This window comes from Streptomyces sporangiiformans, assembly GCF_005768555.2.
Lineage (GTDB): Bacteria > Actinomycetota > Actinomycetes > Streptomycetales > Streptomycetaceae > Streptomyces > Streptomyces sporangiiformans.
Window position 1 is genome coordinate 20,730 of sequence record NZ_VCHX02000069.1, and the last position, 21,696, is coordinate 42,425.

The window sequence follows — 21,696 nt, forward strand, 5'->3', positions numbered from 1 at the left end:
TTCGCCCTGCGGGCCACAGAATGAACAGGCTCCGAACAGCCTCTCATGAGAGTTTCAACAGTCACGTGCCCGATATCGGGCAGGATTCTTGCGATTACTCGCGCTTTACCTCAGGATCGACGGGTGCACGATGACCTTGTTGATCACCTGACGCGCTCCTCGGCCCTGAGCCGGGGCGAGGCGCTGCGTGTGATCCAGGATGTGCTCGCCTACTTCGACGAGACGACGGAGGACTACGTCCGTCGCCGCCACCGAGAGCTCCAGGCCCAGGGCCTGGTGAACTCGGCGATCTTCGAACGGATCACGGCGGACCTGAAGTACCGCGCGGTCGCACCGCCCGAGCTCACGCTCAGACAGCTGCGCCGCATCGTCTACGGCTGACCGCCGGACGACAGAGCCGAACGAACGACAGAGGGGAACCGAGGGAACGTATGTGCGGAATCGTGGGATACATCGGCAGGCGTGATGTGGCACCGCTCCTCCTCGAAGGACTGCAGCGCCTCGAGTACCGGGGATACGACTCGGCGGGCATCGTCGTCAGCAGCCCGAAGACTCCCGGCCTCAAGATGGTCAAGGCCAAGGGCCGGGTCCGCGACCTGGAGGCGAAGGTCCCCGCCCGGTTCAAGGGCACCACCGGCATCGCCCACACCCGCTGGGCCACACACGGCGCTCCGTCCGACGTGAACGCGCACCCGCACCTGGACGCCGAGGGCAAGGTCGCCGTCGTCCACAACGGCATCATCGACAACGCCTCCGACCTGCGCAGGAAGCTGGAGGCCGACGGCGTCGAGTTCCTCTCCGAGACCGACACCGAGGTCCTCACCCACCTCATCGGCCGCTCGCAGGCCGTGAAGCTGGAGGACAAGGTCCGCGAGACGCTGCGCGTCATCGAGGGCACGTACGGCATCGCCGTCATGCACGCCGACTTCCCCGACCGCGTCGTGGTGGCCCGCAACGGCTCCCCGGTCGTCCTCGGCATCGGCGAGAAGGAGATGTTCGTCGCCTCCGACGTCGCCGCGCTCGTCGCGCACACCCGCCAGATCGTCACCCTCGACGACGGCGAGATGGCGACCCTCAAGGCCGACGACTTCCGTACGTACACCACCGAGGGCACCCGTACGACCGCTGAGCCGACCACCGTGGAGTGGGAGGCCGAGTCGTACGACATGGGCGGCCACGACACGTACATGCACAAGGAGATCCACGAGCAGGCCGACGCCGTGGACCGGGTGCTGCGCGGCCGCATCGACGACCGGTTCTCCACCGTGCACCTGGGCGGCCTGAACCTGGACGCCCGCGAGGCGCGCCAGATCCGCCGGGTGAAGATCCTCGGCTGCGGCACCTCGTACCACGCGGGCATGATCGGCGCCCAGATGATCGAGGAGCTGGCCCGTATCCCCGCGGACGCCGAGCCGGCCTCCGAGTTCCGCTACCGCAACGCGGTCGTCGACCCCGACACGCTGTACGTCGCGGTGTCCCAGTCCGGTGAGACGTACGACGTGCTGGCCGCCGTGCAGGAGCTGAAGCGGAAGGGCGCGCGGGTCCTCGGCATCGTGAACGTGGTCGGTTCGGCGATCGCCCGCGAGGCCGACGGCGGCATGTACGTGCACGCCGGTCCCGAGGTGTGCGTGGTGTCCACCAAGTGTTTCACCAACACCACGGTCGCCTTCGCGCTGCTCGCGCTGCACCTCGGCCGCACTCGCGACCTGTCGGTCTCCGACGGCAAGCGGATCATCGAGGGCCTGCGCAGGCTGCCCGGCCAGATCTCCGAGATGCTGGAGCAGGAGGCGGACATCAAGAAGCTGGCCGAGGACTACGCCGAGGCCCGCTCGATGCTCTTCATCGGCCGTGTACGCGGCTACCCGGTGGCCCGTGAGGCCTCGCTGAAGCTCAAGGAGGTCTCGTACATCCACGCCGAGGCCTATCCCGCCTCGGAGTTGAAGCACGGCCCGCTCGCGCTGATCGAGCCCGCGCTGCCCACCGTCGCGATCGTCCCCGACGACGACCTCCTGGAGAAGAACCGCGCGGCCCTGGAGGAGATCAAGGCCCGCAGCGGCAAGATCCTCGCGGTCGCCCACCGGGAGCAGGAGAAGGCCGACCAGACGATCGTCGTCCCCAAGAACGAGGACGAGCTCGACCCGATCCTGATGGGCATCCCCCTCCAACTCCTCGCCTACCACACGGCCTTGGCCCTGGGCCGGGACATCGACAAGCCCAGGAACCTCGCCAAGTCCGTGACGGTGGAATAAGGAATCCACAGGACCACCGAAGCGATAATTGAGGAACCCCCGCGGCGATCAACCAGGTCCGCGAGAGCGGCGCCGGTTTAGGCGCAAGGGGGGCGCAACCAGGTCCGCGAGAGCGGCGCCGGTTCAGGCGCAAAAAACGGCTCTCCGTGTGTGCCACCCGCACACGGAGAGCCGTTTTTTCAGGGAGCCGGGGCCGCCCAAACCCCGGCTCGCGGCTGCCTCAGCCGGTGGCCGTCACCCCCCGGCCGGCAGCGCGTCCTCGCGGCAGTGCGGTCGGCCAGTGGGCCAGGGCCGCCGTCGCCGCGTACCAGGCCGTCAGGCCGGACGCCGCCGCGAACCAGCCACCGGCCCTGGTGAGCGCCTCGGAGTCGCCGAACCGCGCGACGGCGAGGAGGAGAAGGGCGACGAAGAGCAGTCCGTACGCCCCGCGTGTGAGGGTGGCACCACTGGACGCACCGACGGTCAGGCTGAGCGCGACGAGCGCGAAGAGCAGCAGGAACAGCCCCGCCGCGTTGTCCGTGACCTGGGTGTCCGCGCCGACGCCCCAGGTGAACCAGAACGCCCCGAGCCCGGCGAACGCCGTACCCGTGAACCCGTCGCGGTCGCGCAGCGCGAGCAGACCGGCGACGAAGAGCGCGATGCCGCCTACATAGGTGGCGAGCGAGACGGCGTCCCCGGCTGTCACGCCGTCGATCACTTCGGTGTGACCGAGGCCGAAGGCCAGCAGGGTGACTCCGAGGGCGAGATGACCAAGTGTCGTGGTGGTGCTTCCCGCAGAGACGTCGTTGTCCACGGCGGGCTCCCTTCATGCACGTGCGGTGGTGCGGTGAGGTGCCGGTCGTGTGTCCGTCGACCGGCGAACGGTTTGTACCCTTCACAAGGGCACAAACCACCTCTACGCGCCAGTAGATTTGTCCACGCACAGAAGGATGTTGACGCTCTGGGCGACTCGTCTCACCTGGGACAACGGCGAGTTACGGAATGACAACGCCGGAGGCGTCGAGAACGGGCCGGGTGCGCTCGCGCGCGGGGCGCGCGGGTCTACGGAATGACGATCACCGGGCGCTGCGCGCGCTTCGCGAGCCGCCCCGCGACCGAGCCGAAGATCCGCCCGACGATGCCGTGCGTGGTGCCGACGACGATCGCGTTCGCCTCGTACTCCCGCCCGACCTCCTCGAGTTCGTGGCAGATGTCGCCGCCGCGCTCGACAAGGATCCACGGCACCTCGGACAGATATTCCGCACAGGCGAGTTCAAGCCCCAGCACCTCGGTGCGGTGGTCCGGAACATCGACGAAGACCGGGGGCTCACAGCCCGCCCACACCGTGGTCGGCAGCCGGTTGGCCACGTGCACGATGATCAGACCGGAGTCGGAGCGATGCGCCATCCCGATCGCGTAGGCGAGGGCGCGTTCACTGGATGTCGAGCCGTCGAAGCCGACGACGACACCGTGCTTGAACGCCGGATCGCAGGACTGACGTGTTTGTTCCTCCGCCGAGGGCTCGGCCGCCTTGGGGTCGGCGACGGGGCGCTTGCGGTGCGCGGGATCGAAGAATTCTTGACCGGCCATGAGTGTCTCGGCGTTTTGATCCTCGTGGGTGGGACGACAGGTGCTACGGAGCTGTGTCCGGGAATCATCTTCCCAACCCCATACCCCCAAGGGTACGGCGGCACGCCTCCTCTGCCCAGATCCCGCACTCACCGCGGGAGGGTTCCCCGGAGCATGCACGAGAGAGCGCCCGCAACGCAATGGTTGCTGCCACGTACAGGCGGTTTGCACGGGGTTTCGCGGGGCTTCACCCCGCGAGCCGCCGCCCTGCGCGCTGCCGTGACCGGCCCGCTACCGTGACCGGCCGGTCGGCGATGCGTTGAACCCCCGTACACCGCCGCCCCAGGGAGCTACACCGTGCCCGGACCCTCGACCGCACCCCGGCCCTCCTCCAGGACGGCCGCCGCACAGGACAGGGTGAGCGATGTGATCCGCTGGGCGGCCTTCAGCTGCGTCCTGGTTCCCCTGGTGCTCGTCGGGTACGGGACCTCCCTGGCCGCGGCGGCCGGCGCGGCCCTCGGTCTGGCCGCGGTGACCGGGGCATGCCGGGTCCTGCTGAGGCGCTCCGAGCGGGGTACGCCTCGCCTGCTGGCCGAGGAGCGGACGCCGCGCCACGGGCGGCGCGGCAGGGTCGGCGCGGGAGCGCGCGGAAGGTGCCGGTACTCCCGGGGATGCACGCCGGTTGACTGACCGGTTTGCGCGCACGGACCCATCGGTTTTCAGCCAACTTCTGGGAACCGCGCATTACTTGGCCGAAGGGGTCTTCAACCCCCGTTCGACCTGCACTGAAAGGGGCCCTAAGGGCGCCCGCACCCTACGGGGACCAGCCACGCGGACGAGGCGCACTTCCCTGTAGGACCCACGAGTGCAACGCTTCGTGATCGAATGCTTCACGCCAAGTTGCCATGTCGACAATGTGCCGTGTGCCGAACTGGTCACCCAGGCACCACGGGACACAGTAGATTCGATCTTGACTGTCTTACGGCGGGGGACTCGTGCAGGACCGAGGGGAAACGTGCAGGAGCGACACAACCGAGGAGCCGCGACCACCGAGGGGGGCTTAGCAGTATGAGCCACGACTCCACTGCCGCGCCGGAAGCCGCGGCCCGGAAACTTTCCGGGCGACGCCGCAAGGAGATCGTCGCGGTGCTGCTGTTCAGCGGCGGCCCCATCTTCGAGAGTTCCATACCACTGTCGGTGTTCGGGATCGACCGCCAGGACGCCGGCGTGCCGCGCTACAGGCTGCTTGTCTGCGCGGGGGAGGAAGGGCCCCTGCGGACGACGGGGGGACTCGAACTGACCGCGCCCCATGGGCTGGAGGCGATCTCCAGGGCGGGCACCGTCGTCGTGCCGGCGTGGCGGTCGATCACCGCGCCACCGCCCCAGGAGGCGCTCGACGCCTTGCGCCGGGCCCATGAGGAGGGGGCCCGCATAGTCGGGCTGTGCACCGGCGCCTTCGTACTGGCCGCGGCCGGCCTGCTGGACGGCCGTCCCGCGACCACTCACTGGATGTACGCGCCGACGCTGGCGAAGCGCTATCCGTCCGTCCACGTCGATCCCCGCGAACTGTTCGTGGACGACGGCGACGTGCTGACCTCGGCGGGTACGGCCGCGGGCATCGACCTGTGTCTGCACATCGTGCGGACGGACCACGGCAATGAAGCCGCCGGAGCCCTGGCCCGCCGCCTGGTGGTCCCGCCCCGGCGCAGCGGCGGCCAGGAGCGCTATCTCGATCGGTCTTTACCGGAGGAGATCGGCGCCGACCCGCTCGCGGAGGTCGTCGCCTGGGCGCTGGAGCACCTCCACGAACAGTTCGACGTGGAGACGCTGGCGGCACGCGCGTACATGAGCAGGCGTACGTTCGACCGCCGCTTCCGCTCTCTCACCGGGAGTGCCCCCCTGCAGTGGCTGATCACGCAGCGGGTGCTCCAGGCGCAGCGGCTGCTGGAGACGTCGGACTACTCGGTGGACGAGGTGGCGGGCCGCTGCGGCTTCCGCTCCCCGGTGGCCCTGCGCGGCCACTTCCGCCGTCAGCTCGGCTCGTCCCCCGCCGCGTACCGGGCGGCCTATCGCGCCCGGCGCCCGCAGTCCGACAAGCCGTCGGACCCGGACGGCGCGCCGCCACCGGTTCCTCAGGACGCCCCCGTACCCCTCCAGTCCCGCCGCACGGCCGCGGCGCACGCCGTGGGGCCGACCGCGTCCTTGTCCACGGACCCGGCGAAGGGCGCGACGGAGTTGTACCTGCATGGGCGGCCGAGTGTGCCGGGGCAGCGGAGCGCTCAGTAGAGAGCCATGGAGACATGGTGGTGAGCCGGGGATGAGACTCACCGCCTGAGGCGGGGCGTGGCGTGGTCGAAGGACCGTCGCCCGCCCCGCCTTGCTCGTGCCATGGCCCCATGCCTGCCCGCCTGTGGCCACGGGCCGTAGGGTGAGACATATGAACGATCGCATGGTGTGGATCGACTGCGAGATGACCGGCCTCTCGCTGTCCGACGACGCGCTCATCGAGGTGGCCGCGCTGGTCACCGACTCCGAGCTGAATGTGCTCGGAGAAGGGGTGGACATCGTGATCCGCCCGCCGGACGCGGCCCTGGAGACCATGCCGGAGGTCGTGCGCACCATGCACACCGCCTCGGGCCTCCTCTCCGAACTGGCCGCCGGTACGACACTGGCGGACGCCGAGGAGCAGGTCCTGGCCTACGTACGGGAGCACGTCAAGGAGCCGGGCAAGGCTCCGCTGTGCGGCAACTCGGTGGGCACGGACCGTGGCTTCCTGCTGCGCGACATGCCGACCCTGGAGGACTACCTCCACTACCGGATCGTCGATGTCTCCTCCATCAAGGAACTGGCTCGCCGCTGGTATCCCCGGGCGTACTTCAACAGCCCGGAGAAGAACGGCAACCACAGAGCCCTGGCGGACATCCGCGAATCCATCGCCGAACTCCGCTACTACCGCGAGGCGATCTTCGTCCCGCAGCCGGGACCGGACTCGGACACGGCCCGTACGATCGCCGCGAAACACGTCCTGCCCGCGAGTTGACGCCCCGCGAAAGGCGGGCGCGAGCACCCCTTCGGACCCTGTACACTTTTTCTTGGCCGGTCGGGAAGTCCACGCGGACAACCACCGGTCATGGTGGGTGTAGCTCAGCTGGTAGAGCACCTGGTTGTGGTCCAGGATGCCGCGGGTTCAAGTCCCGTCACTCACCCTCAATGATCAAGGCCCGGCCTGCGAAAGCAGGTCGGGCCTTATCTGTTGCCGCTCCCACGGGAACATCACGGGAACACGGACCCGTTCCCACGGGAAGGCAGCCCCGTTCCCGCGCGCCTCACGAAGAGGCGCGTGCCATCAGCTTCGCCGGCAGTACGACCTGCCGCTTCTCCAGGCCCCGTGAGGCCGCCGGACGGCGGTCCGCTATCTCGCCCAGCAACAGGTCGAGCATCGCGCGGCCCATCTCCTCTATCGGCTGGCGGACGCTGGTCAGGGGCGGGTCCATATGACGGGCAATGGCGGAGTCGTCGTAGCCGACGAGGGCCACGTCGTCGGGGATGCGGCGGCCGGCCTCCCGCAGGACCTGCCGGGCGCCGGCGGCCATGACGTCGGAGCCGGCGAAGACCGCGTCCACGGCAGGGTGGTGGTCGAGCAGTTCCGTCATCGCGCGGCGGCCGCCCGCCTCCGTGAAGTCACCGGGGACGATCAGGTCCTCGTCCACCTCCCGGCCCGCGTCACGCAGCGCGTCGCGGTAGCCGTCGATGCGGCGCTGGGCGCCGAAGACGTCGAGGCGTCCCGCGATGTGGGCGACGGTGCGGCATCCGCGGGCGAGCAGGTGTTCCACCGCGGCCCGGCCGCCGCCGTAGTTGTCCGAGTCGACGGACGGCAGCGTCTCCTCGGCGGACCTGCGGCCGCTGATCACCGCCGGGATCTCCAGCTGTTCCAGCAGGTCGGGGAGCGGATCGTCCGCGTGCACCGAGACCAGCAGGACGCCGTCGACCCGGTGGGCCGCCAGATACTGGGCCAGCCGGCGGCGCTCCCGGTCACTGCCCGCGAAGATCAGCAGGAGCTGCATCTCCGTGTCCGACAGGGCCGCGCCCACGCCCCGCAGCATGTCCGAGAAGTACGGCTCGGCGAAGAACCGGGTCTCGGGCTCGGGGACGACCAACGCGATCGCGTCCGTGCGGTTGGCGGCGAGGGCGCGGGCCGCCGTGTTCGGTACGTAGCCGAGTTCCGCCACCGCCGCCTCGACGGCGGCGCGCGTGGCGTCGCTGACGCGCGGTGAACCGTTGATCACCCGGGAAACCGTGCCGCGCCCCACTCCGGCGCGCGCGGCGACCTCTTCGAGGGTCGGCCGCTTGCCGCTCCGGCCCCGCGCTCCGTGGACTGCCATGGTCCGCCTCTCATCACACCGCGTTCGGCCTGGAATCTAACAGTCTTGATCCCCGTACGATGCCTCGCGTCGGATCGCGAGATGGCCCGCGACCTGCTGTCCGACGTGTCCGCGGACCGGCCCTCCGCCGTCCGACGCAGAGTGATCCGCCATCCTGTGAAGGTTCGCCCGGCGGGTCGCCGGTCGCCTTCGACCCTCGTTCACGGCGCCAGCTAACAGCCCGATAACTGAAGACATATCTCCCTGCTTTCGCCCTTGACACCCCCGCACGAACCAACGAGTCTTCAATACATCACTGGTGGGAGCGCTCCCACAGTACCTGGCACATACACATCCCGCACGTTCCCCGCCCGAGCCGCAGCTAGATGACGGGCCCAACAGTGCAGTTGGCCGGGGGGTCGGCACGTCAGGCAACAGGAGGACGCAATGCGCACGAGTACCCGCCGGTCCCGCCGGCTGGTGGCCCTCACGGCGGTCGCCGCGCTGGCCACGGGACTGCTGGCCGGCTGTGCCGAGGACTCGGACGACGGCTCTTCGTCGGACGGCGGTGGCGACAGCAGCGGCAAGACGACGATAACCGTCGGCACCTTCGGTGAATTCGGCTACAAGCAGTCCGGCCTCTACGACGAGTACATGAAGCTGCACCCGGACATCGCCATCAAGGAGAACGTCACCACCCGTACCGACGTGTACTGGCCCAAGACGCTGACCCGTCTGCAGGCCGGTTCCGGTACCGACGACATCCAGGCGATCGAGGTCGGCAACATCACCGAGGCCGTGCAGACGCAGGCCGACAAGTTCGTCGACCTCGGCAAGGACGTCGACAAGTCCCAGTGGCTCGACTGGAAGACCGCGCAGGCCACCACCAAGGACGGCAAGACGATCGGGCTCGGCACCGATGTCGGTCCGATGGCGGTCTGCTACCGCAAGGACCTCTTCAAGAAGGCCGGCCTGGAGACGGACCGCGCCAAGCTCGCCGAGCTGTGGAAGGGCGACTGGGCCAAGTACGTCGACCTCGGCAAGGAGTACATGAAGAAGGCGCCCAAGGGCACCAAGTACGTGGACTCCGCCTCCTCGGTCTACAACGCCGTGGCGGGCGGCTTCAGCGAGCGCTACTACGACAAGGGCGGCAACGTCGTCTGGGACAAGTCCGAGGGCGTGAAGAAGTCCTGGGACGTCGCGATGGAGGTCGCGACCAGCGACATGTCGGCGAAGCTGAAGCAGTTCGACAAGCCCTGGGAGCAGGCCTACGCCAAGGGCAGCTTCGCGACGGTGGCCTGCCCGGCGTGGATGATCGGCTACATCCAGCAGAAGGCCGGTGAGTCCGGCAACGGCAAGTGGGACGTGGCGGCGGCACCGACCGCGTCCAACTGGGGCGGTTCCTTCATCGGTGTGCCGACGGCGAGCAAGCACCAGAAGGAAGCCATCGCGCTCGCGAAGTGGCTGACCGCGCCGGAGCAGCAGGCGAAGGTCTTCGCCAAGCAGGCCAGCTTCCCGTCGACCCCGTCGGTGTACTCGACCCTGAAGCCGCAGGACGACACCACGGCGTACTTCTCGGGCGCGCCGCTCACGCAGATCTTCTCCGACTCGGCGAAGACCAGCCCGATGCAGTACCTGGGCGTCAAGGACCAGCCGATCGGCACCTCGATCACCGACGTGGGCATCCTCCAGGTCGAGCAGAAGGGGAAGACCCCTGACCAGGGCTGGGAGGCGGCCACCAAGGAGATCAAGGACGTGCTCGGCCAGTGACCAGCTCCAAGCAGGCTCTCGCGCAACCCGCGACGAGTGCCGACGCCGCGCCCGGCAATCAGCCGGGCGCGGCCCGGGGCGCTCAGGGTCGCGGTACGCCACCGCCGGGCGGCAGCTCCTGGCGCAGCCGGCTGTACCGCTGGGACATGAAGGCGTCGCCGTACGCTTTCATCTCCCCCTTCTTCATCGTGTTCGGGGCCTTCTCACTGGTCCCGCTGCTGTACACGGCCTGGTACTCGCTGCACAACGTGCAGCTGGCCGACCTGGACAAGCAGACCTGGGTGGGGCTGGACAACTACCAGAACCTGCTGTCCTCGGACTTCTTCTGGAACTCCCTGTGGGTCACCTTCGTCATCGGCGTGATCTCGACCGTGCCGCAGCTGATGATGGCGATCGGGATCGCGCACCTGCTCAACTACAAGCTGCGCGGCTCGACCGTGTGGCGGGTCGTGATGCTCACCCCGTACGCGACCTCGGTGGCGGCGGCCACGCTGGTGTTCGTGCTGCTGTACTCCTGGGACGGCGGCATGATCAACTGGCTGCTCGACTTCATCGGGATAGATCCGGTCAACTGGCGTGAGTCCGACTGGGGTTCGAAGTTCGCCGTGTCCACGATCGTGATCTGGCGGTGGACCGGCTACAACGCGCTGATCTACCTCGCGGCGATGCAGGCGATCCCCAGCGACCTGTACGAGTCGGCGGCCCTGGACGGCGCCGGCCGCTGGCAGCAGTTCCGTCATGTGACGATCCCGATGCTGCGGCCGACGATCCTGTTCACGGTGGTCGTCTCCACGATCGGCGCGACGCAGCTCTTCGGCGAACCCCTGCTGTTCGGCGGGGTGAGCGGCTCGAAGGGCGGCTCCGCCCACCAGTTCCAGACGCTCGGCCTGTACATGTACGACCAGGGCTGGATCGTCGGCAACCTCGGCAAGGCGTCCGCGATCGCCTGGTCGATGTTCCTGATCCTGCTGATCATCGCCGTGATCAATCTGGTGGTCACCCGACGCCTGAGGAAAGCCCAATGACGACAAGCGATCTGACGCTGCCTCAGGCGGAGAAACGGGGCTCCCGGCGCCCCCGCGTCCTCGGCGCGGGCAAGCAGTTGCACGCGGGCCCGGTCACGTACGTCATCCTCACCCTCTTCGCGCTGATCTCGCTGGCGCCGCTGGTGTGGACGGCGATCGCGGCCTCCCGCACCGACTCCCGGCTCGCGCAGGCACCGCCGCCGCTGTGGTTCGGCGGGAACCTGTTCAAGAACCTCGAGACCGCCTGGGAAGAGGCCTCGCTCGGCACCGCGATGTTCAACACGGCGTTCGTCGCGTCCGCCATCACCGTCAGCACGGTGGTGTTCTCCACGCTCGCCGGGTTCGCCTTCGCCAAGCTGCGGTTCCGGTTCTCCAGCGCGCTGCTGCTGCTGACCATCGGCACGATGATGATCCCGCCGCAGCTGGCCGTCGTTCCGCTGTACCTGTGGATGTCCGACCTCGGCTGGTCCAACCAGCTGCAGACGGTCATCCTGCCAACGCTGTGCACCGCCTTCGGCACCTTCTTCATGCGGCAGTACCTGGTGCAGGCACTGCCCACCGAGCTGATCGAAGCGGCACGCGTGGACGGTGCGAGCAGTCTGCGGGTCGTATGGCACGTGGTCTTCCCCGCGGCGCGGCCCGCGATGGCCGTGCTCGGCCTGCTGACCTTCGTGTTCGCCTGGAACGACTTCCTGTGGCCGATCATCGCCCTCAACCAGCAGAACCCGACCGTGCAGGTGGCGCTCAACTCCCTCGGCACCGGCTACGTCCCCGACCAGGCAGTGATCATGGCGGGCGCGCTGCTCGGCACCCTGCCGCTGCTCATCGCCTTCCTCCTGTTCGGCAAGCAGATCGTGGGCGGGATCATGCAGGGCGCCATCAAGGGCTGACCCGCCGCGCCGCCGCCCTACGGGGCCGGGCCATCGCCGCCCCGGCCCCGCCCATCCTTCCCCCCCGTCTTACCCGTCGGTCCCCACGACCTCTATGGGAGCGCTTCCATGTCTGAGCCCGTGACCTTCCCGTCCGCCTTCCTCTGGGGGGCCGCCACCTCCGCGTACCAGATCGAGGGGGCGGTGCGGGAGGACGGCCGCACGCCCTCGATCTGGGACACCTTCAGCCACACTCCCGGCAAGACGGCCGGTGGCGAGAACGGTGACATCGCTGTCGACCACTACCACCGCTACCGCGACGACGTGGCCCTCATGGCGGAGCTGGGGCTGTCCGCGTACCGCTTCTCGGTGTCCTGGCCGCGGGTGCAGCCGACGGGCCGCGGTCCCGCCGTCCAGCGCGGCCTGGACTTCTACCGCCGGCTGGTGGACGAACTGCTCGCGCACGGCATCAAGCCGGCCCTCACCCTCTACCACTGGGATCTGCCGCAGGACCTGGAGGACGCGGGCGGCTGGCCGGAGCGCGACACGGCGTACCGCTTCGCGGAGTACGCGCAGATCGTCGGCGAGGCGCTCGGCGACCGCGTCGAGCAGTGGATGACCCTCAACGAGCCGTGGTGCAGCGCCTTTCTGGGGTACGGCTCCGGGGTGCACGCCCCGGGCCGGACGGACGCGGCGGCATCACTGAAGGCGGCCCATCACCTGAACCTGGCGCACGGCCTGGGAACTTCGGCGCTCCGCGCGGCGATGCCCGCCCGCAACACGATCGCGGTGAGCCTCAACTCCTCCACGATCAGGACGGTTTCGGACGATCCCGCGGATGTGGCGGCGAAGCAGCGGATCGACGACCTGGCGAACGGGATCTTCCACGGCCCGATGCTGCACGGCGCGTACCCCGAGACCCTGTTCGAGGCGACATCCTCGGTCACGGACTGGTCGTACGTCCTCGACGGCGACCTCCAGGCGATCAACCAGCCGCTGGACGCACTCGGTCTGAACTACTACACGCCGGCGCTGGTTTCGGCCGCGGAGGCGGCACCGACGGGCCCGCGCGCGGACGGCCACGGCGCGAGCTCGTACTCGCCCTGGCCGGCCGCCGACGATGTGATGTTCCATCAGACCCCGGGCGACCGTACGGAGATGGGCTGGACGATCGACCCGACCGGCCTCCACGAACTGATCATGCGCTACGCGAGGGAGGCTCCGGGCCTGCCGCTGTACGTGACGGAGAACGGCGCGGCGTACGACGACAAGCCCGACCCGGAGGGCCGCGTCCACGACCCCGAGCGGATCGCCTACCTGCACGGCCATCTCTCGGCGGTGCGCCGCGCGATCGCCGACGGCGCGGACGTCCGCGGCTACTACCTCTGGTCCCTCATGGACAACTTCGAGTGGTCCTACGGCTACGGCAAGCGTTTCGGCGCGGTGTACGTGGACTATTCGACGCTGGCCCGCACCCCGAAGTCGAGCGCCCTCTGGTACGGGAAGGCGGCTCGGTCGGGGGCACTGCCCGAGGTGACCACTGAAGAGAACTGCGAGAACTGAATAGACCGGTATCCCGGGGGAACGGGGGATGGGGCGCGGCGCCTGAGGGGGGTGCCGCGCCCCTCGCAATAGCGTTCAGAGCGCTGTCGGCTCACAGCCGTCACGATGCAGCGTCCCCTCCCCCAGCACCCGCACCCCCGTCTCCTCCCCCGGCCGCACCCGCAGTGGTCCCGCGACGCGGATGCCGACCGGGGCGGCGTGGCCGTCGACGGCGACGGTGACCATGGCGTCGTGGCCGTAGAAGCAGACGTCGGTCACCGTGCCCCGGACCGCGCCTTGCGCGGTGGGTCCGGTCAGCCGGAGCTGTTCCGGGCGGAGCAGGACCGTGCCGGTGCGCGGGTTGCCTTCGGGCAGGGCGCGGAGGGGCACGGTGCCCAGCGCCGTACGCACCGTGCCGTCGGTGTCGACCGTGCCGGGGAGGAGGACGGCGTCGCCGACGAAACCCGCGACCCAGGGGTCGGCGGGGCGGCGGTAGAGGTCCTGCGGGGTGTCGCACTGGGCGACGCGGCCGTCGCGGACGACGGCGACGAGGTCGGCGGTGGACAGGGCCTCCTGCTGGTCGTGGGTGACCAGTACGGCCGTGGCTCCCGTCGCGCGCAGCGCCGTCCGTACGTCCGCCCGCACCCCCGCCCGCAGTGCACTGTCGAGCGCGTTGAACGGCTCGTCCAGCAGGACCAGTTGAGGGCGCGGGGCGAGCGCCCGTGCCAGGGCGACGCGCTGCTGCTGGCCGCCCGACAGTTCGTGCGGCATGCGGTCGCCGTAGCCGGCCAGGCCGACCAGTTCCAGCATCTCCTCGGCGCGACGGCGTCGCTCGGGGCGGTCCACACCCTTCAGGCCGAAGGTCACGTTGTGCCCGACGCTCAGGTGCGGGAACAGCGCGCCCTCCTGCGGGACGATGCCGATGCGGCGCCGCTCGGGCGGCACATGGACACCGGGGCCGCCAACGACCCGGTTGCCCAGCCTCACCGTGCCCGCGTCGGCGCGCAGGAAGCCGGCGACGATGCGCAGCAGGGTGGTCTTGCCGCAGCCGGAGGGGCCGAGAACGGCGGCCAGGGCGCCGGTCGGCACGGTCAGGTCGAGCCCGCGCAGGACGACGGGGTCGCCGTCCCCGTACGACTTGGTGAGCCCTTCGACGTGCAGTTCGTTCGTGTCCGTCATGTCCGGTGCCTGCCCAGGAGATAGGAGGGGACGGCGGCCAGCAGGATCAGCGCGGCCGCGTAGGGGGCCGCGGCGGCGAAGGATCCGGCACCCGTCTCGGTCCAGAGGCGGGTGGCCAGGGTGTCCATGCCGGTGGGGCGCAGAAGGAGGGTCGCCGGGAGTTCCTTCATGCAGACGACGAAGGTGAGGGCGGCTCCGGCCGCCACTCCGGGCGCGGCCAGGGGCACGGTCACCTCGCGCAGGACCTGCCACGGCCGCCGCCCCAGCGACCGGGCCACGTCTTCCAGCACGGGCGGCGCCTGGAGCACGGCGGCCCGCGTGGCGGCCACCGCGACCGGCAGGAAGAGGACCGCGTACGCGCAGACCAGGAGCGGGAGTTGCTGGTACAGGGGGTATGCGTAGCGGACCGCGAAGAAGACCAGGGAGAGCGCGACCGTGATGCCGGGCAGCGCGTGGCCCGCGTAGGCCGCCTGCTCCAGCAGGCGCGCGCCCCGGCCCCGGTGCCGGGCGGCGATCACCCCGACCGGCAGGGCGAGGACCGTGGTGAGGGCGGCGCCCGCGGCGGCGACCCCGAGGGTGGCCCAGGCGGTGTCGGCGAGCCCGCCCAGGTCCCAGGCGGCCGAGCTGCCGGCGGTCAGCCAGTACGCGAGGGTGCCGAGTGGGAAGACGACGGCCACGGCAGCCACCGCACCGCACCACAGCAGTGCGAGCGGCCGATACCGGCCCAGCGGGAGCGGAACGGCCGGCCGGGCGGTGCCCGTTCCCGTCCTCGCGTGTCCGGCGCGTCCGCGCGTACGGGTCTCGGCGGCGACCAGTGCCACCGTCATCACCACCAGCACGACACTGAGCGCGGCGGCCGGGGTGCGGTCGAAGGACGCGCGGTACGACGTGTGGATGGCCCGGGTGAAGGTGTCGTACCGCATCAGCGAGACCGCACCGAAGTCCGAGAGCACGTACAGCGCCACGAGCAGTCCGCCGCCCGCCGCGGCCGGTCGCAGTTGCGGCAGGGTGACCCGCAGGAAGGTGGCCGACGGGCCATGGCCGAGGGAGCGCGAGGCCTCCTCCTGCGCCGGGTCGATGCCGCGCAGCGCGGCGGCGACCGGGAGATGGACGTACGGGAAGCTGACCAGGGTCAGCGCCAGCGCGGCCCCGCCGAACCCGGCGACTGAGGGCTCGGCGGACAGCCAGGCGAAGGCGGCGACGTAACTGGGCACGGCCAGCGGCAGTGTGGCCAGTACCGACCAGGCGCGGGCGCCGGGCAGGGCGGTGCGCACGGTCAGCCAGGCCAGCGAGATCCCCAGCACCAGGCTGGCCGCGACGACCACGGCGGTGAGGCCGAGGCTGCGGCCGAGCAGGTGCAGGGTGCGTGCGTCGGCGACGACGTCCCAGGCGTAACCGGGGCCGCGTTCGAGGGCGCGGACGGCGAGATAGCCGAGCGGGAGCAGGGCGAAGAGGGCTGCCACGCAGGCGGGGACGAGCAGGACCAGGGGTGGTCTGCGTCCGGTCCGCGTACGGAACGCATGGAACGTACGGAACCGACCGCGCCCGGCTGCGGCGGATGCCTCAGCCGGGGCGGATGCCAGGGCGGACGCCCCGGCCGAACGCGGCGCGGCACGCGGTGTGTTGGGCACGGCCGTCAGACCAGTCCGACGTCCTGGAGCATGGCCAGGGTCTCCTGAAGGGACTCCAGCTTGCCGAGGTCGATGTCGGGGGATTCGAGGGAGTCGAACGGCGGCAGGCCCTCGACGGTGCTCGTGACGCCCGCGGCCAGCGGGTACTCCTTGGTCTCGTCGGCGAAGTAGGTCTGTGCCTCCTTCGAGAGCAGGAAGTCGACGGCCTTCTGCGCGGCCTCGCTCTGCCCGGCGTTTGTGAGGATGCCCACACCGGCGACGTTGATCAGCGCGCCGGGGTCCTTGCCGGGAAGGAAGTGGAGCTTGGCGCCCACCTTCTCCTCGCCCTTCTCGGCGACCCGCTCGTACCAGTAGTAGTGGTTGATCAGGCCGAGGGAGACCTCGCCGGACTCGACGGCGTCCAGGGTGGCGAGGTTGTGGGCGTAGGTCTTGGCGCCGTTGTCCTTCAGTGCCTTCAGCCACTTACGGGTGGCGTCGTCGCCCTCCAGGACGCGCATGCCGGTGACGAAGGCCTGGAAGGAGGCGTTGGTGGGCGCGAAGCCGACCTTGTCCTTCCACTCGGGCTTCACCACGTCGTGGACGCTGTCCGGGACCTCGCCCTCGGCGACCTTGTCCGGGTGGTACGCGATGACGCGCACGCGTCCGGATGTGCCCACCCAGTCGCCGTCCCCGCTCCGGTAGGCCTTGTCGACCTTGTCCAGGTGGGTCTGCGGCAGCTTTGCCAGCATGCCCTCCTTGGAGAGGGAGCCGAGCGCTCCGGCGTCCTGGGAGAAGAACAGTCCGGCCTTGGTGCGCTCACCCTCCTCCAGTAGCTGGGCGGCCAGTTCGGCGCTGTCGCCGTAGCGCACCTCCACCTTGGTGCCGACGGCCTTCTCCAGCTTGTCGAGGAGCGGCTTGACCAGCTTCTCGTTACGGCCGGAGTAGATGACGAGGGCGGAGTCGCCGCCCTTCCCCTGGCTGCTTCCGTCGTCGTCGGAGCCGCAGGCGGCGAGGGCGGGGAGCAGGAGGCCGGCCGCGACAAGCGCGGTGATTCGGCCAGCCAGGGGGCGTCTCATGGGGTGTGCCTTCCTGCATGACTCGCCGCGACGCCGCAGGTCGCGTCGTCTGTCAGCGAGCGGCGAAGCGATGCTTTTTAGCCAACTGTGAACATGCTATGAATAAGGTAAACCTTGCCTAACCGTCAAGGGATCTGTGTTACCGGCGGACTCTGCTGCGGAAAGGCGCGCACCGTGATCGACCCCTTCGGGCCCCTGCAGGCGCCGCCCACTCTTCGGGCTCCGTCGACCGCCCCGCCCCCCATGGCCCCCGTGTCCCCCGTCCCGCCCGGCACCTTCCCCGTCCCACCCGCCTCGGTTCCGTTTCCCGAACCGCCCGTACGCCCGCACGGCGTGCCGTTCGCGCGAGGGCTCGCGGCGCACGGCGACCGCGTCGCCCTGATCACCCCTCAGGAGACGCTCTCCTACCGTCGGCTGGCCGAGCGGGTGGCCGCCACCGCCGAGCGCCTCGGACCGGTGCGCCGACTGGTGCTGCTGGCCGGAGCCAACCGGGCCGACGCCCTCGTCATTCACCTGGCGGCCCTCTCCGCCGGCCACCCCGTCCTGCTCGTCCCCGGCGACAGCGACAGCACGATCCGCTCACTGACCGCCGCGTACGCCCCGGACGTGGTGGCGCGGCCGGGTGCCGACGGCAGTTGGGACCTCGACGAGCGGCGCCGCGCGAGCAGCCACACCCTCCACCCGGACCTGGCCCTGCTGCTGAGCACCTCCGGCTCGACCGGCTCGCCCAAACTGGTGCGGCTGTCGCACCAGAACCTGCAGGCCAACGCCCAGTCCATCGCCACGTACCTCGGCATCCGTGACACCGACCGGGCGGCCACCACGCTGCCCCCGCACTACTGCTACGGCCTGTCGGTCATCCACAGCCATCTGCTGCGCGGCGCCGGCCTGATCCTCACCGAGCGGTCGGTGTCCGACACCGCCTTCTGGGAGGAGTTCCGCCGCGCCCGCGGCACCTCGCTCGCCGGCGTGCCGTACACCTTCGACCTGCTCGACCGGGTCGGCTTCGAGCGCATGCGGCTGCCGCATCTGCGGCGCGTCACCCAGGCCGGCGGGCGACTCGCACCCGAACGCGTGGCGCGGTACGCGGAGTTGGGGCGCCGGTCCGGCTGGGAGATGTTCGTGATGTACGGACAGACCGAGGCGACGGCACGGATGGCCTACCTGCCGCCGCAACTCGCCGCCGAGCGCCCCGAGGCCGTCGGCGTACCGATACCCGGCGGCTCCTTCCGGCTGCACCCGGTCGACGACCAGGATGATCCTCAGATCGGCGAACTGGTCTACTCGGGACCGAACGTGATGCTCGGCTACGCCGAGACCCCGGCCGACCTCGGCCTCGGCAGGACCGTGCGGGAACTGCACACGGGGGACCTCGCCCGGCGCGCACCCGACGGGCTGTACGAGATCGTGGGCCGCCGCAGCCGGTTCGCCAAGATCGTCGGTCTGCGGATCGACCCCCAGCGCGTCGAGGCGCTGCTGGAGCGGCACGGGGTCAGCGCGTACTGCGCGGGGGACGGGGACGCCCTGGCGCTGGCCGTGCTGGGCGCGCCGGGCGCCATCGGTGACGAGGCCGCGGACAGTGACCGGCTGCGGCGACTGGTGGCCGCCGAGTGCGGGCTCCCGGCGCGCGCGATACGGGTTCGGGTCCTCGCCGAACTCCCGCGGCTCGGCACGGGCAAGCCCGACTACGAGGCCGTACGACGGCTGACACGCCCGGCACCGGAGGAAGCGGCCGGGGCACCTGCCGGGGACTTGTGCCGTCTGTACGCCGAGATCCTCGACCGGGCCGACGTCACCGAGGACAGCAGCTTCGTGAGCCTGGGCGGCGACTCGCTCTCCTACGTCGAGATGTCCCTGCGGCTGGAGGAGGCACTGAGCGGGCTGCCCGCCGACTGGCACACGAAGCCGATCCGCGAACTGCGCGCCCTGGCGGCGCCCGTGAACGCGCGCACGCGGGCCGCGGAATCCCCGAGGCTCCGGCGGGTCTGGAGCACCCGTGCTTGGCGTACCCGCCCCAGGAACACCCGTCGCTCCCTGGAGACCGGCATCGCCCTGCGCGCCGTGGGGATCATCCTGATCGTCGCCTCGCACATACCCGTCTTCTCCCTCCAGGGCAGCGCGCATGTGCTGATCGGCGTCGCGGGCTTCAACTTCGCCCGTTTCCATCTCGATTGGGGCGAGCGCCGCGAGCGGCTACGGCACCTGTGGCGCAGCATCGCCCGCGTCGTCGTGCCGAGCGTGGCGTGGATCACCTGCGCGGTGGCGCTGACCGGCCTGTACGACCCGGCCAACGCCCTGCTGCTGAACAGCCTGATCGACCAGGGGACCGAGCGGCACGAGTGGCACTACTGGTTCGTGGAGGCGCTGGTCTACTTCCTGGTCGTCCTCGCCGTGCTCATGGCCGTACCGCGGCTGGACCGGCTGGAACGGCGGTACGCGTTCGGGTTGCCGCTGGCTCTCCTGGTGGTCGGGCTGATCGGCCGGTACGACCTGCCGGAGGTGGCACCCGCCCGCTTCCACCTGGGGCCCACCGTGGTCTTCTGGCTGTTCGCGCTGGGGTGGGCGGCCGCGCGGGCGACCACCGTGGGACAGCGGTCACTGCTGACGGCGGTGCTCCTTCTCACCATGCCGGGGCTGTTCCACGACCAGCCGCTGCGCACCGCTCTCGTGGTGGCCGGGCTGACCCTGCTGATCTGGGTGCCGACGCTGCCCAGTCTGGGCCCGCTCAACCGGGTCGCGGGCGTCCTGGCGAGCAGCTCGCTCTACATCTACCTGACGCACTTCCAGGTCTATCCCCACTTCGGGGAGGACTTCCCGCTGTCGGCGCTCTTCGTCTCCTTGGCGATCGGCATCGGGTACGCGGCCGTGGCGACGCGAGTCGTCAGATGGCTGTGACGCGGCGTCGGCGAGAGGCCGACTGCCAGAAGTGCCGGGGCTGTTACGGCCCCTGGGCCGTCATCACCGGGCCGCTCAGCGGAAGACCGAAGGGGGTGGCGCGGGGGACGCCACGGCTGCCGCGTCCGTGACCGGTATCGCTCCCCCGGTGAAGTCGAGCAGCGCCGGGCCGTGCTCGACCCGTCCGGGGTGCGGGTCGGAGGCAGCGCGCCGGGTCAGTTCGGCGACGGGCAACGGCCGGTCGGAGCCGACGAGGACCGCGTTCCCGAAGCGTTTTCCCCGCAGGACCGTCGGGTCGGCGACCAGGGCCAGTTCGGGAAAGACACCGGCCGCGGTGGCGATCTGGCCACGCAGGTGCGCGAGGGGCGGGCCGTCGGCGAGGTTCGCGGCGTACAGGCCACCGGCTTTGACGACCCGGCGTACGTCGGTGAGGAATTCGGTCGACGTCAGATGGGCGGGCGTCCGGGCCCCGCTGAACACGTCCGCGATGACGAGGTCCGCCCAGCCGTCCGGCACCTTGGCCAGCCCTTCGCGGGCGTCGACGGACCGCACCCGGATCCGGGCGTTCGACGGCAATGGCAGCTCCCGGCGGACCAGTTGGACGAGGGCCGCGTCGCGCTCGACGACCTGCTGGGTGGAGCGCGGGCGGGTGGCGGCCACGTAGCGGGCGAGAGTGAGAGCGCCGCCGCCCAGGTGCACGACGTGCACGGGCCGGCCGGGCGGGGCGGCGAGGTCGATGACATGGCCGAGCCGCCGCTGGTACTCGAAGTCCAGGTACGCCGGGTCGTCGAGGTCGACATGCGATTGCGGAGCACCGTCGATGAGCAGGGTCCAGGCCCGCGTCCGCTCCCGGTCGGGCATCAACTCGGCGAGCCCCCCGTCGACCGCCACGACAACGGCCTCCGGCACCGACCGCCCACCCCCGGACCGCTTGTTCCGCGCCTTCGCCTTCGCCTTCGCCATCTGCCCATTATCGGACCGTACGCCCGGGCCGGCTCAGCGAGCCGCGGGAGCTCGGGGCTACTGGCAGTTGTCCGCCGCCTCGATCAACCGAGCCGCCTCATCCAGGGCTGCCCGCAGTACCGCGGGATCGGTGGCGAGGTCCGACTCGTCCGGGGGCAGCAGCCAGCCGGAGCCCTCCACAGGGGGCGCCGGGGAATCCGGGGGTTCGGGGGGCTCCAGGGCCTCGGTGAGGAGGCCCGCACCACGGCCATCGGCCTGGGCATGGGTGCAGGTGCTGCCCGGTACGTCCCAGGCGTCGGCCGTGCCCGGCGGCACCAGGAAGCCGAGCGTGTCGCAATTGCCGTCGTGCAGGACGGGGCCGACGGCCTCCCCGGCGCCACGCCGGAGGATGTCGACGGCCTCCAGCCCCTGGCGCGTGGGGACCGTGACGAGGTCGCAGAAGTCCTCGGACCGCGTGCCCCGGCCACCGAGCGGCTCGGCGCCGCACTCGGGGACGGAAGTCGGCGCATGCCGCGCCGTCGAGAGCGGCACACAGGGATCGGTGCTCTGCCTGGCCTCCGCCATGGAACCCTCCTAGATCGAGCTCACCGCATGGTTCAACGCCACGGG

At 70.4% G+C, this 21,696-nt stretch carries 18 protein-coding genes and 1 tRNA gene; 11 read left to right on the forward strand and 8 right to left on the reverse strand.

Annotation, left to right across the window (positions count from 1 at the left end):
* Positions 1-123 precede the first annotated feature (123 nt).
* Entirely contained in the window at positions 124-381 is a 258-nt protein-coding gene (locus FGD71_RS06345) for a hypothetical protein (protein WP_119099396.1), read from the forward strand.
* 50 nt (positions 382-431) lie between these two features.
* Positions 432-2,249 (forward strand): glutamine--fructose-6-phosphate transaminase (isomerizing), encoded by a 1,818-nt coding sequence (gene glmS / locus FGD71_RS06350; RefSeq protein WP_119099397.1) that lies wholly within the window; start codon positions 432-434, stop codon positions 2,247-2,249.
* Positions 2,250-2,469: 220 nt separating this feature from the next.
* Here glmS and FGD71_RS06355 read toward each other — a convergent pair whose 3' ends face one another.
* Together FGD71_RS06355 and FGD71_RS06360 are read right to left on the reverse strand one after the other, a co-directional pair.
* Positions 2,470-3,042: a GPR1/FUN34/YaaH family transporter gene (locus tag FGD71_RS06355; RefSeq protein ID WP_119099398.1), complete on the reverse strand. Its 573-nt coding sequence runs from the start codon at positions 3,040-3,042 to the stop codon at positions 2,470-2,472.
* Positions 3,043-3,290: 248 nt separating this feature from the next.
* Positions 3,291-3,818, reverse strand: a complete 528-nt coding sequence (locus FGD71_RS06360; protein WP_119099399.1) for a universal stress protein — start codon at positions 3,816-3,818, stop codon at positions 3,291-3,293.
* A 336-nt stretch (positions 3,819-4,154) separates the two neighbouring features.
* Here FGD71_RS06360 and FGD71_RS06365 point away from each other — a divergent pair, with 336 nt between their 5' ends.
* The 4 genes from FGD71_RS06365 (at position 4,155) to FGD71_RS06380 (ending at position 7,003) form a co-directional block, all read left to right on the forward strand.
* The gene (locus FGD71_RS06365) at positions 4,155-4,487 is read left to right on the forward strand and encodes a hypothetical protein (RefSeq protein WP_119099400.1); all 333 of its coding nucleotides are present in this window, start codon (positions 4,155-4,157) and stop codon (positions 4,485-4,487) included.
* 378 nt (positions 4,488-4,865) lie between these two features.
* The gene (locus FGD71_RS06370) at positions 4,866-6,083 is read left to right on the forward strand and encodes a helix-turn-helix domain-containing protein (RefSeq protein WP_119099401.1); all 1,218 of its coding nucleotides are present in this window, start codon (positions 4,866-4,868) and stop codon (positions 6,081-6,083) included.
* A 151-nt stretch (positions 6,084-6,234) separates the two neighbouring features.
* Positions 6,235-6,837: an oligoribonuclease gene (gene orn, locus FGD71_RS06375; protein WP_119099402.1), complete on the forward strand. Its 603-nt coding sequence runs from the start codon at positions 6,235-6,237 to the stop codon at positions 6,835-6,837.
* 93 nt (positions 6,838-6,930) lie between these two features.
* Positions 6,931-7,003: transfer RNA gene (locus FGD71_RS06380), tRNA-His, on the forward strand.
* 120 nt (positions 7,004-7,123) lie between these two features.
* Here FGD71_RS06380 and FGD71_RS06385 read toward each other — a convergent pair.
* Positions 7,124-8,179 (reverse strand): LacI family DNA-binding transcriptional regulator, encoded by a 1,056-nt coding sequence (locus FGD71_RS06385; protein WP_119099403.1) that lies wholly within the window; start codon positions 8,177-8,179, stop codon positions 7,124-7,126.
* 426 nt (positions 8,180-8,605) lie between these two features.
* On the opposite strand from FGD71_RS06385, the gene FGD71_RS06390 reads away from it, so the two are divergent.
* From FGD71_RS06390 to FGD71_RS06405, 4 genes are all read left to right on the forward strand, one after another.
* Entirely contained in the window at positions 8,606-9,928 is a 1,323-nt protein-coding gene (locus FGD71_RS06390) for an ABC transporter substrate-binding protein (RefSeq protein ID WP_119099404.1), read from the forward strand.
* Positions 9,925-10,953: a carbohydrate ABC transporter permease gene (locus FGD71_RS06395; protein WP_119099405.1), complete on the forward strand. Its 1,029-nt coding sequence runs from the start codon at positions 9,925-9,927 to the stop codon at positions 10,951-10,953. Before FGD71_RS06390 ends, FGD71_RS06395 begins: the two co-directional genes overlap by 4 nt.
* Positions 10,950-11,843, forward strand: a complete 894-nt coding sequence (locus FGD71_RS06400) for a carbohydrate ABC transporter permease (RefSeq protein ID WP_119099406.1) — start codon at positions 10,950-10,952, stop codon at positions 11,841-11,843. The genes FGD71_RS06395 and FGD71_RS06400 overlap by 4 nt, the downstream gene beginning before the upstream one ends.
* A gap of 108 nt (positions 11,844-11,951) precedes the next feature.
* Entirely contained in the window at positions 11,952-13,385 is a 1,434-nt protein-coding gene (locus tag FGD71_RS06405) for a GH1 family beta-glucosidase (protein WP_119099407.1), read from the forward strand.
* Between the two features lie 75 nt (positions 13,386-13,460).
* Here the strand turns inward: FGD71_RS06405 and FGD71_RS06410 are convergent, their stop codons facing one another.
* From FGD71_RS06410 to FGD71_RS06420, 3 genes are read right to left on the reverse strand one after another with little or no spacing between them, the layout of a single operon-like run.
* On the reverse strand, positions 13,461-14,543 hold the full coding sequence (locus FGD71_RS06410) for an ABC transporter ATP-binding protein (RefSeq protein ID WP_119099408.1): 1,083 nt from the start codon (positions 14,541-14,543) through the stop codon (positions 13,461-13,463).
* Complete coding sequence (locus FGD71_RS06415) at positions 14,540-16,174, reverse strand: ABC transporter permease (protein ID WP_420878241.1); 1,635 nt, start codon at positions 16,172-16,174, stop codon at positions 14,540-14,542. Before FGD71_RS06415 ends, FGD71_RS06410 begins: the two co-directional genes overlap by 4 nt.
* Before the next feature lie 5 nt (positions 16,175-16,179).
* Positions 16,180-17,229: an iron ABC transporter substrate-binding protein gene (locus FGD71_RS06420; protein WP_119099409.1), complete on the reverse strand. Its 1,050-nt coding sequence runs from the start codon at positions 17,227-17,229 to the stop codon at positions 16,180-16,182.
* 252 nt (positions 17,230-17,481) lie between these two features.
* Here FGD71_RS06420 and FGD71_RS06425 point away from each other — a divergent pair, with 252 nt between their 5' ends.
* Positions 17,482-20,124 carry an AMP-binding protein gene (locus FGD71_RS06425; protein WP_240436423.1) on the forward strand — a complete coding sequence of 881 codons (2,643 nt, stop codon included), beginning with the start codon at positions 17,482-17,484 and terminating at the stop codon, positions 20,122-20,124.
* A 75-nt stretch (positions 20,125-20,199) separates the two neighbouring features.
* Here FGD71_RS06425 and FGD71_RS06430 read toward each other — a convergent pair whose 3' ends face one another.
* Together FGD71_RS06430 and FGD71_RS06435 are read right to left on the reverse strand one after the other, a co-directional pair.
* The gene (locus FGD71_RS06430; protein ID WP_119099410.1) at positions 20,200-21,087 is read right to left on the reverse strand and encodes a spermidine synthase; all 888 of its coding nucleotides are present in this window, start codon (positions 21,085-21,087) and stop codon (positions 20,200-20,202) included.
* Positions 21,088-21,144: 57 nt separating this feature from the next.
* On the reverse strand, positions 21,145-21,651 hold the full coding sequence (locus tag FGD71_RS06435; protein WP_162931043.1) for a hypothetical protein: 507 nt from the start codon (positions 21,649-21,651) through the stop codon (positions 21,145-21,147).
* Between the last annotated feature and the right edge of the window lie 45 nt (positions 21,652-21,696).

Coding starts and splice junctions, on each gene's coding strand:
- glmS (WP_119099397.1), top strand. CDS start 432: ATGTGCGGAATCGTGGGATACATCGGCAGGCGTGATGTGGCACCGCTC.
- FGD71_RS06360 (WP_119099399.1), bottom strand. CDS start 3,818: ATGGCCGGTCAAGAATTCTTCGATCCCGCGCACCGCAAGCGCCCCGTC.
- FGD71_RS06370 (WP_119099401.1), top strand. CDS start 4,866: ATGAGCCACGACTCCACTGCCGCGCCGGAAGCCGCGGCCCGGAAACTT.
- orn (WP_119099402.1), top strand. CDS start 6,235: ATGAACGATCGCATGGTGTGGATCGACTGCGAGATGACCGGCCTCTCG.
- FGD71_RS06385 (WP_119099403.1), bottom strand. CDS start 8,179: ATGGCAGTCCACGGAGCGCGGGGCCGGAGCGGCAAGCGGCCGACCCTC.
- FGD71_RS06390 (WP_119099404.1), top strand. CDS start 8,606: ATGCGCACGAGTACCCGCCGGTCCCGCCGGCTGGTGGCCCTCACGGCG.
- FGD71_RS06400 (WP_119099406.1), top strand. CDS start 10,950: ATGACGACAAGCGATCTGACGCTGCCTCAGGCGGAGAAACGGGGCTCC.
- FGD71_RS06405 (WP_119099407.1), top strand. CDS start 11,952: ATGTCTGAGCCCGTGACCTTCCCGTCCGCCTTCCTCTGGGGGGCCGCC.
- FGD71_RS06410 (WP_119099408.1), bottom strand. CDS start 14,543: ATGACGGACACGAACGAACTGCACGTCGAAGGGCTCACCAAGTCGTAC.
- FGD71_RS06420 (WP_119099409.1), bottom strand. CDS start 17,229: ATGAGACGCCCCCTGGCTGGCCGAATCACCGCGCTTGTCGCGGCCGGC.
- FGD71_RS06430 (WP_119099410.1), bottom strand. CDS start 21,087: ATGGCGAAGGCGAAGGCGAAGGCGCGGAACAAGCGGTCCGGGGGTGGG.
- FGD71_RS06435 (WP_162931043.1), bottom strand. CDS start 21,651: ATGGCGGAGGCCAGGCAGAGCACCGATCCCTGTGTGCCGCTCTCGACG.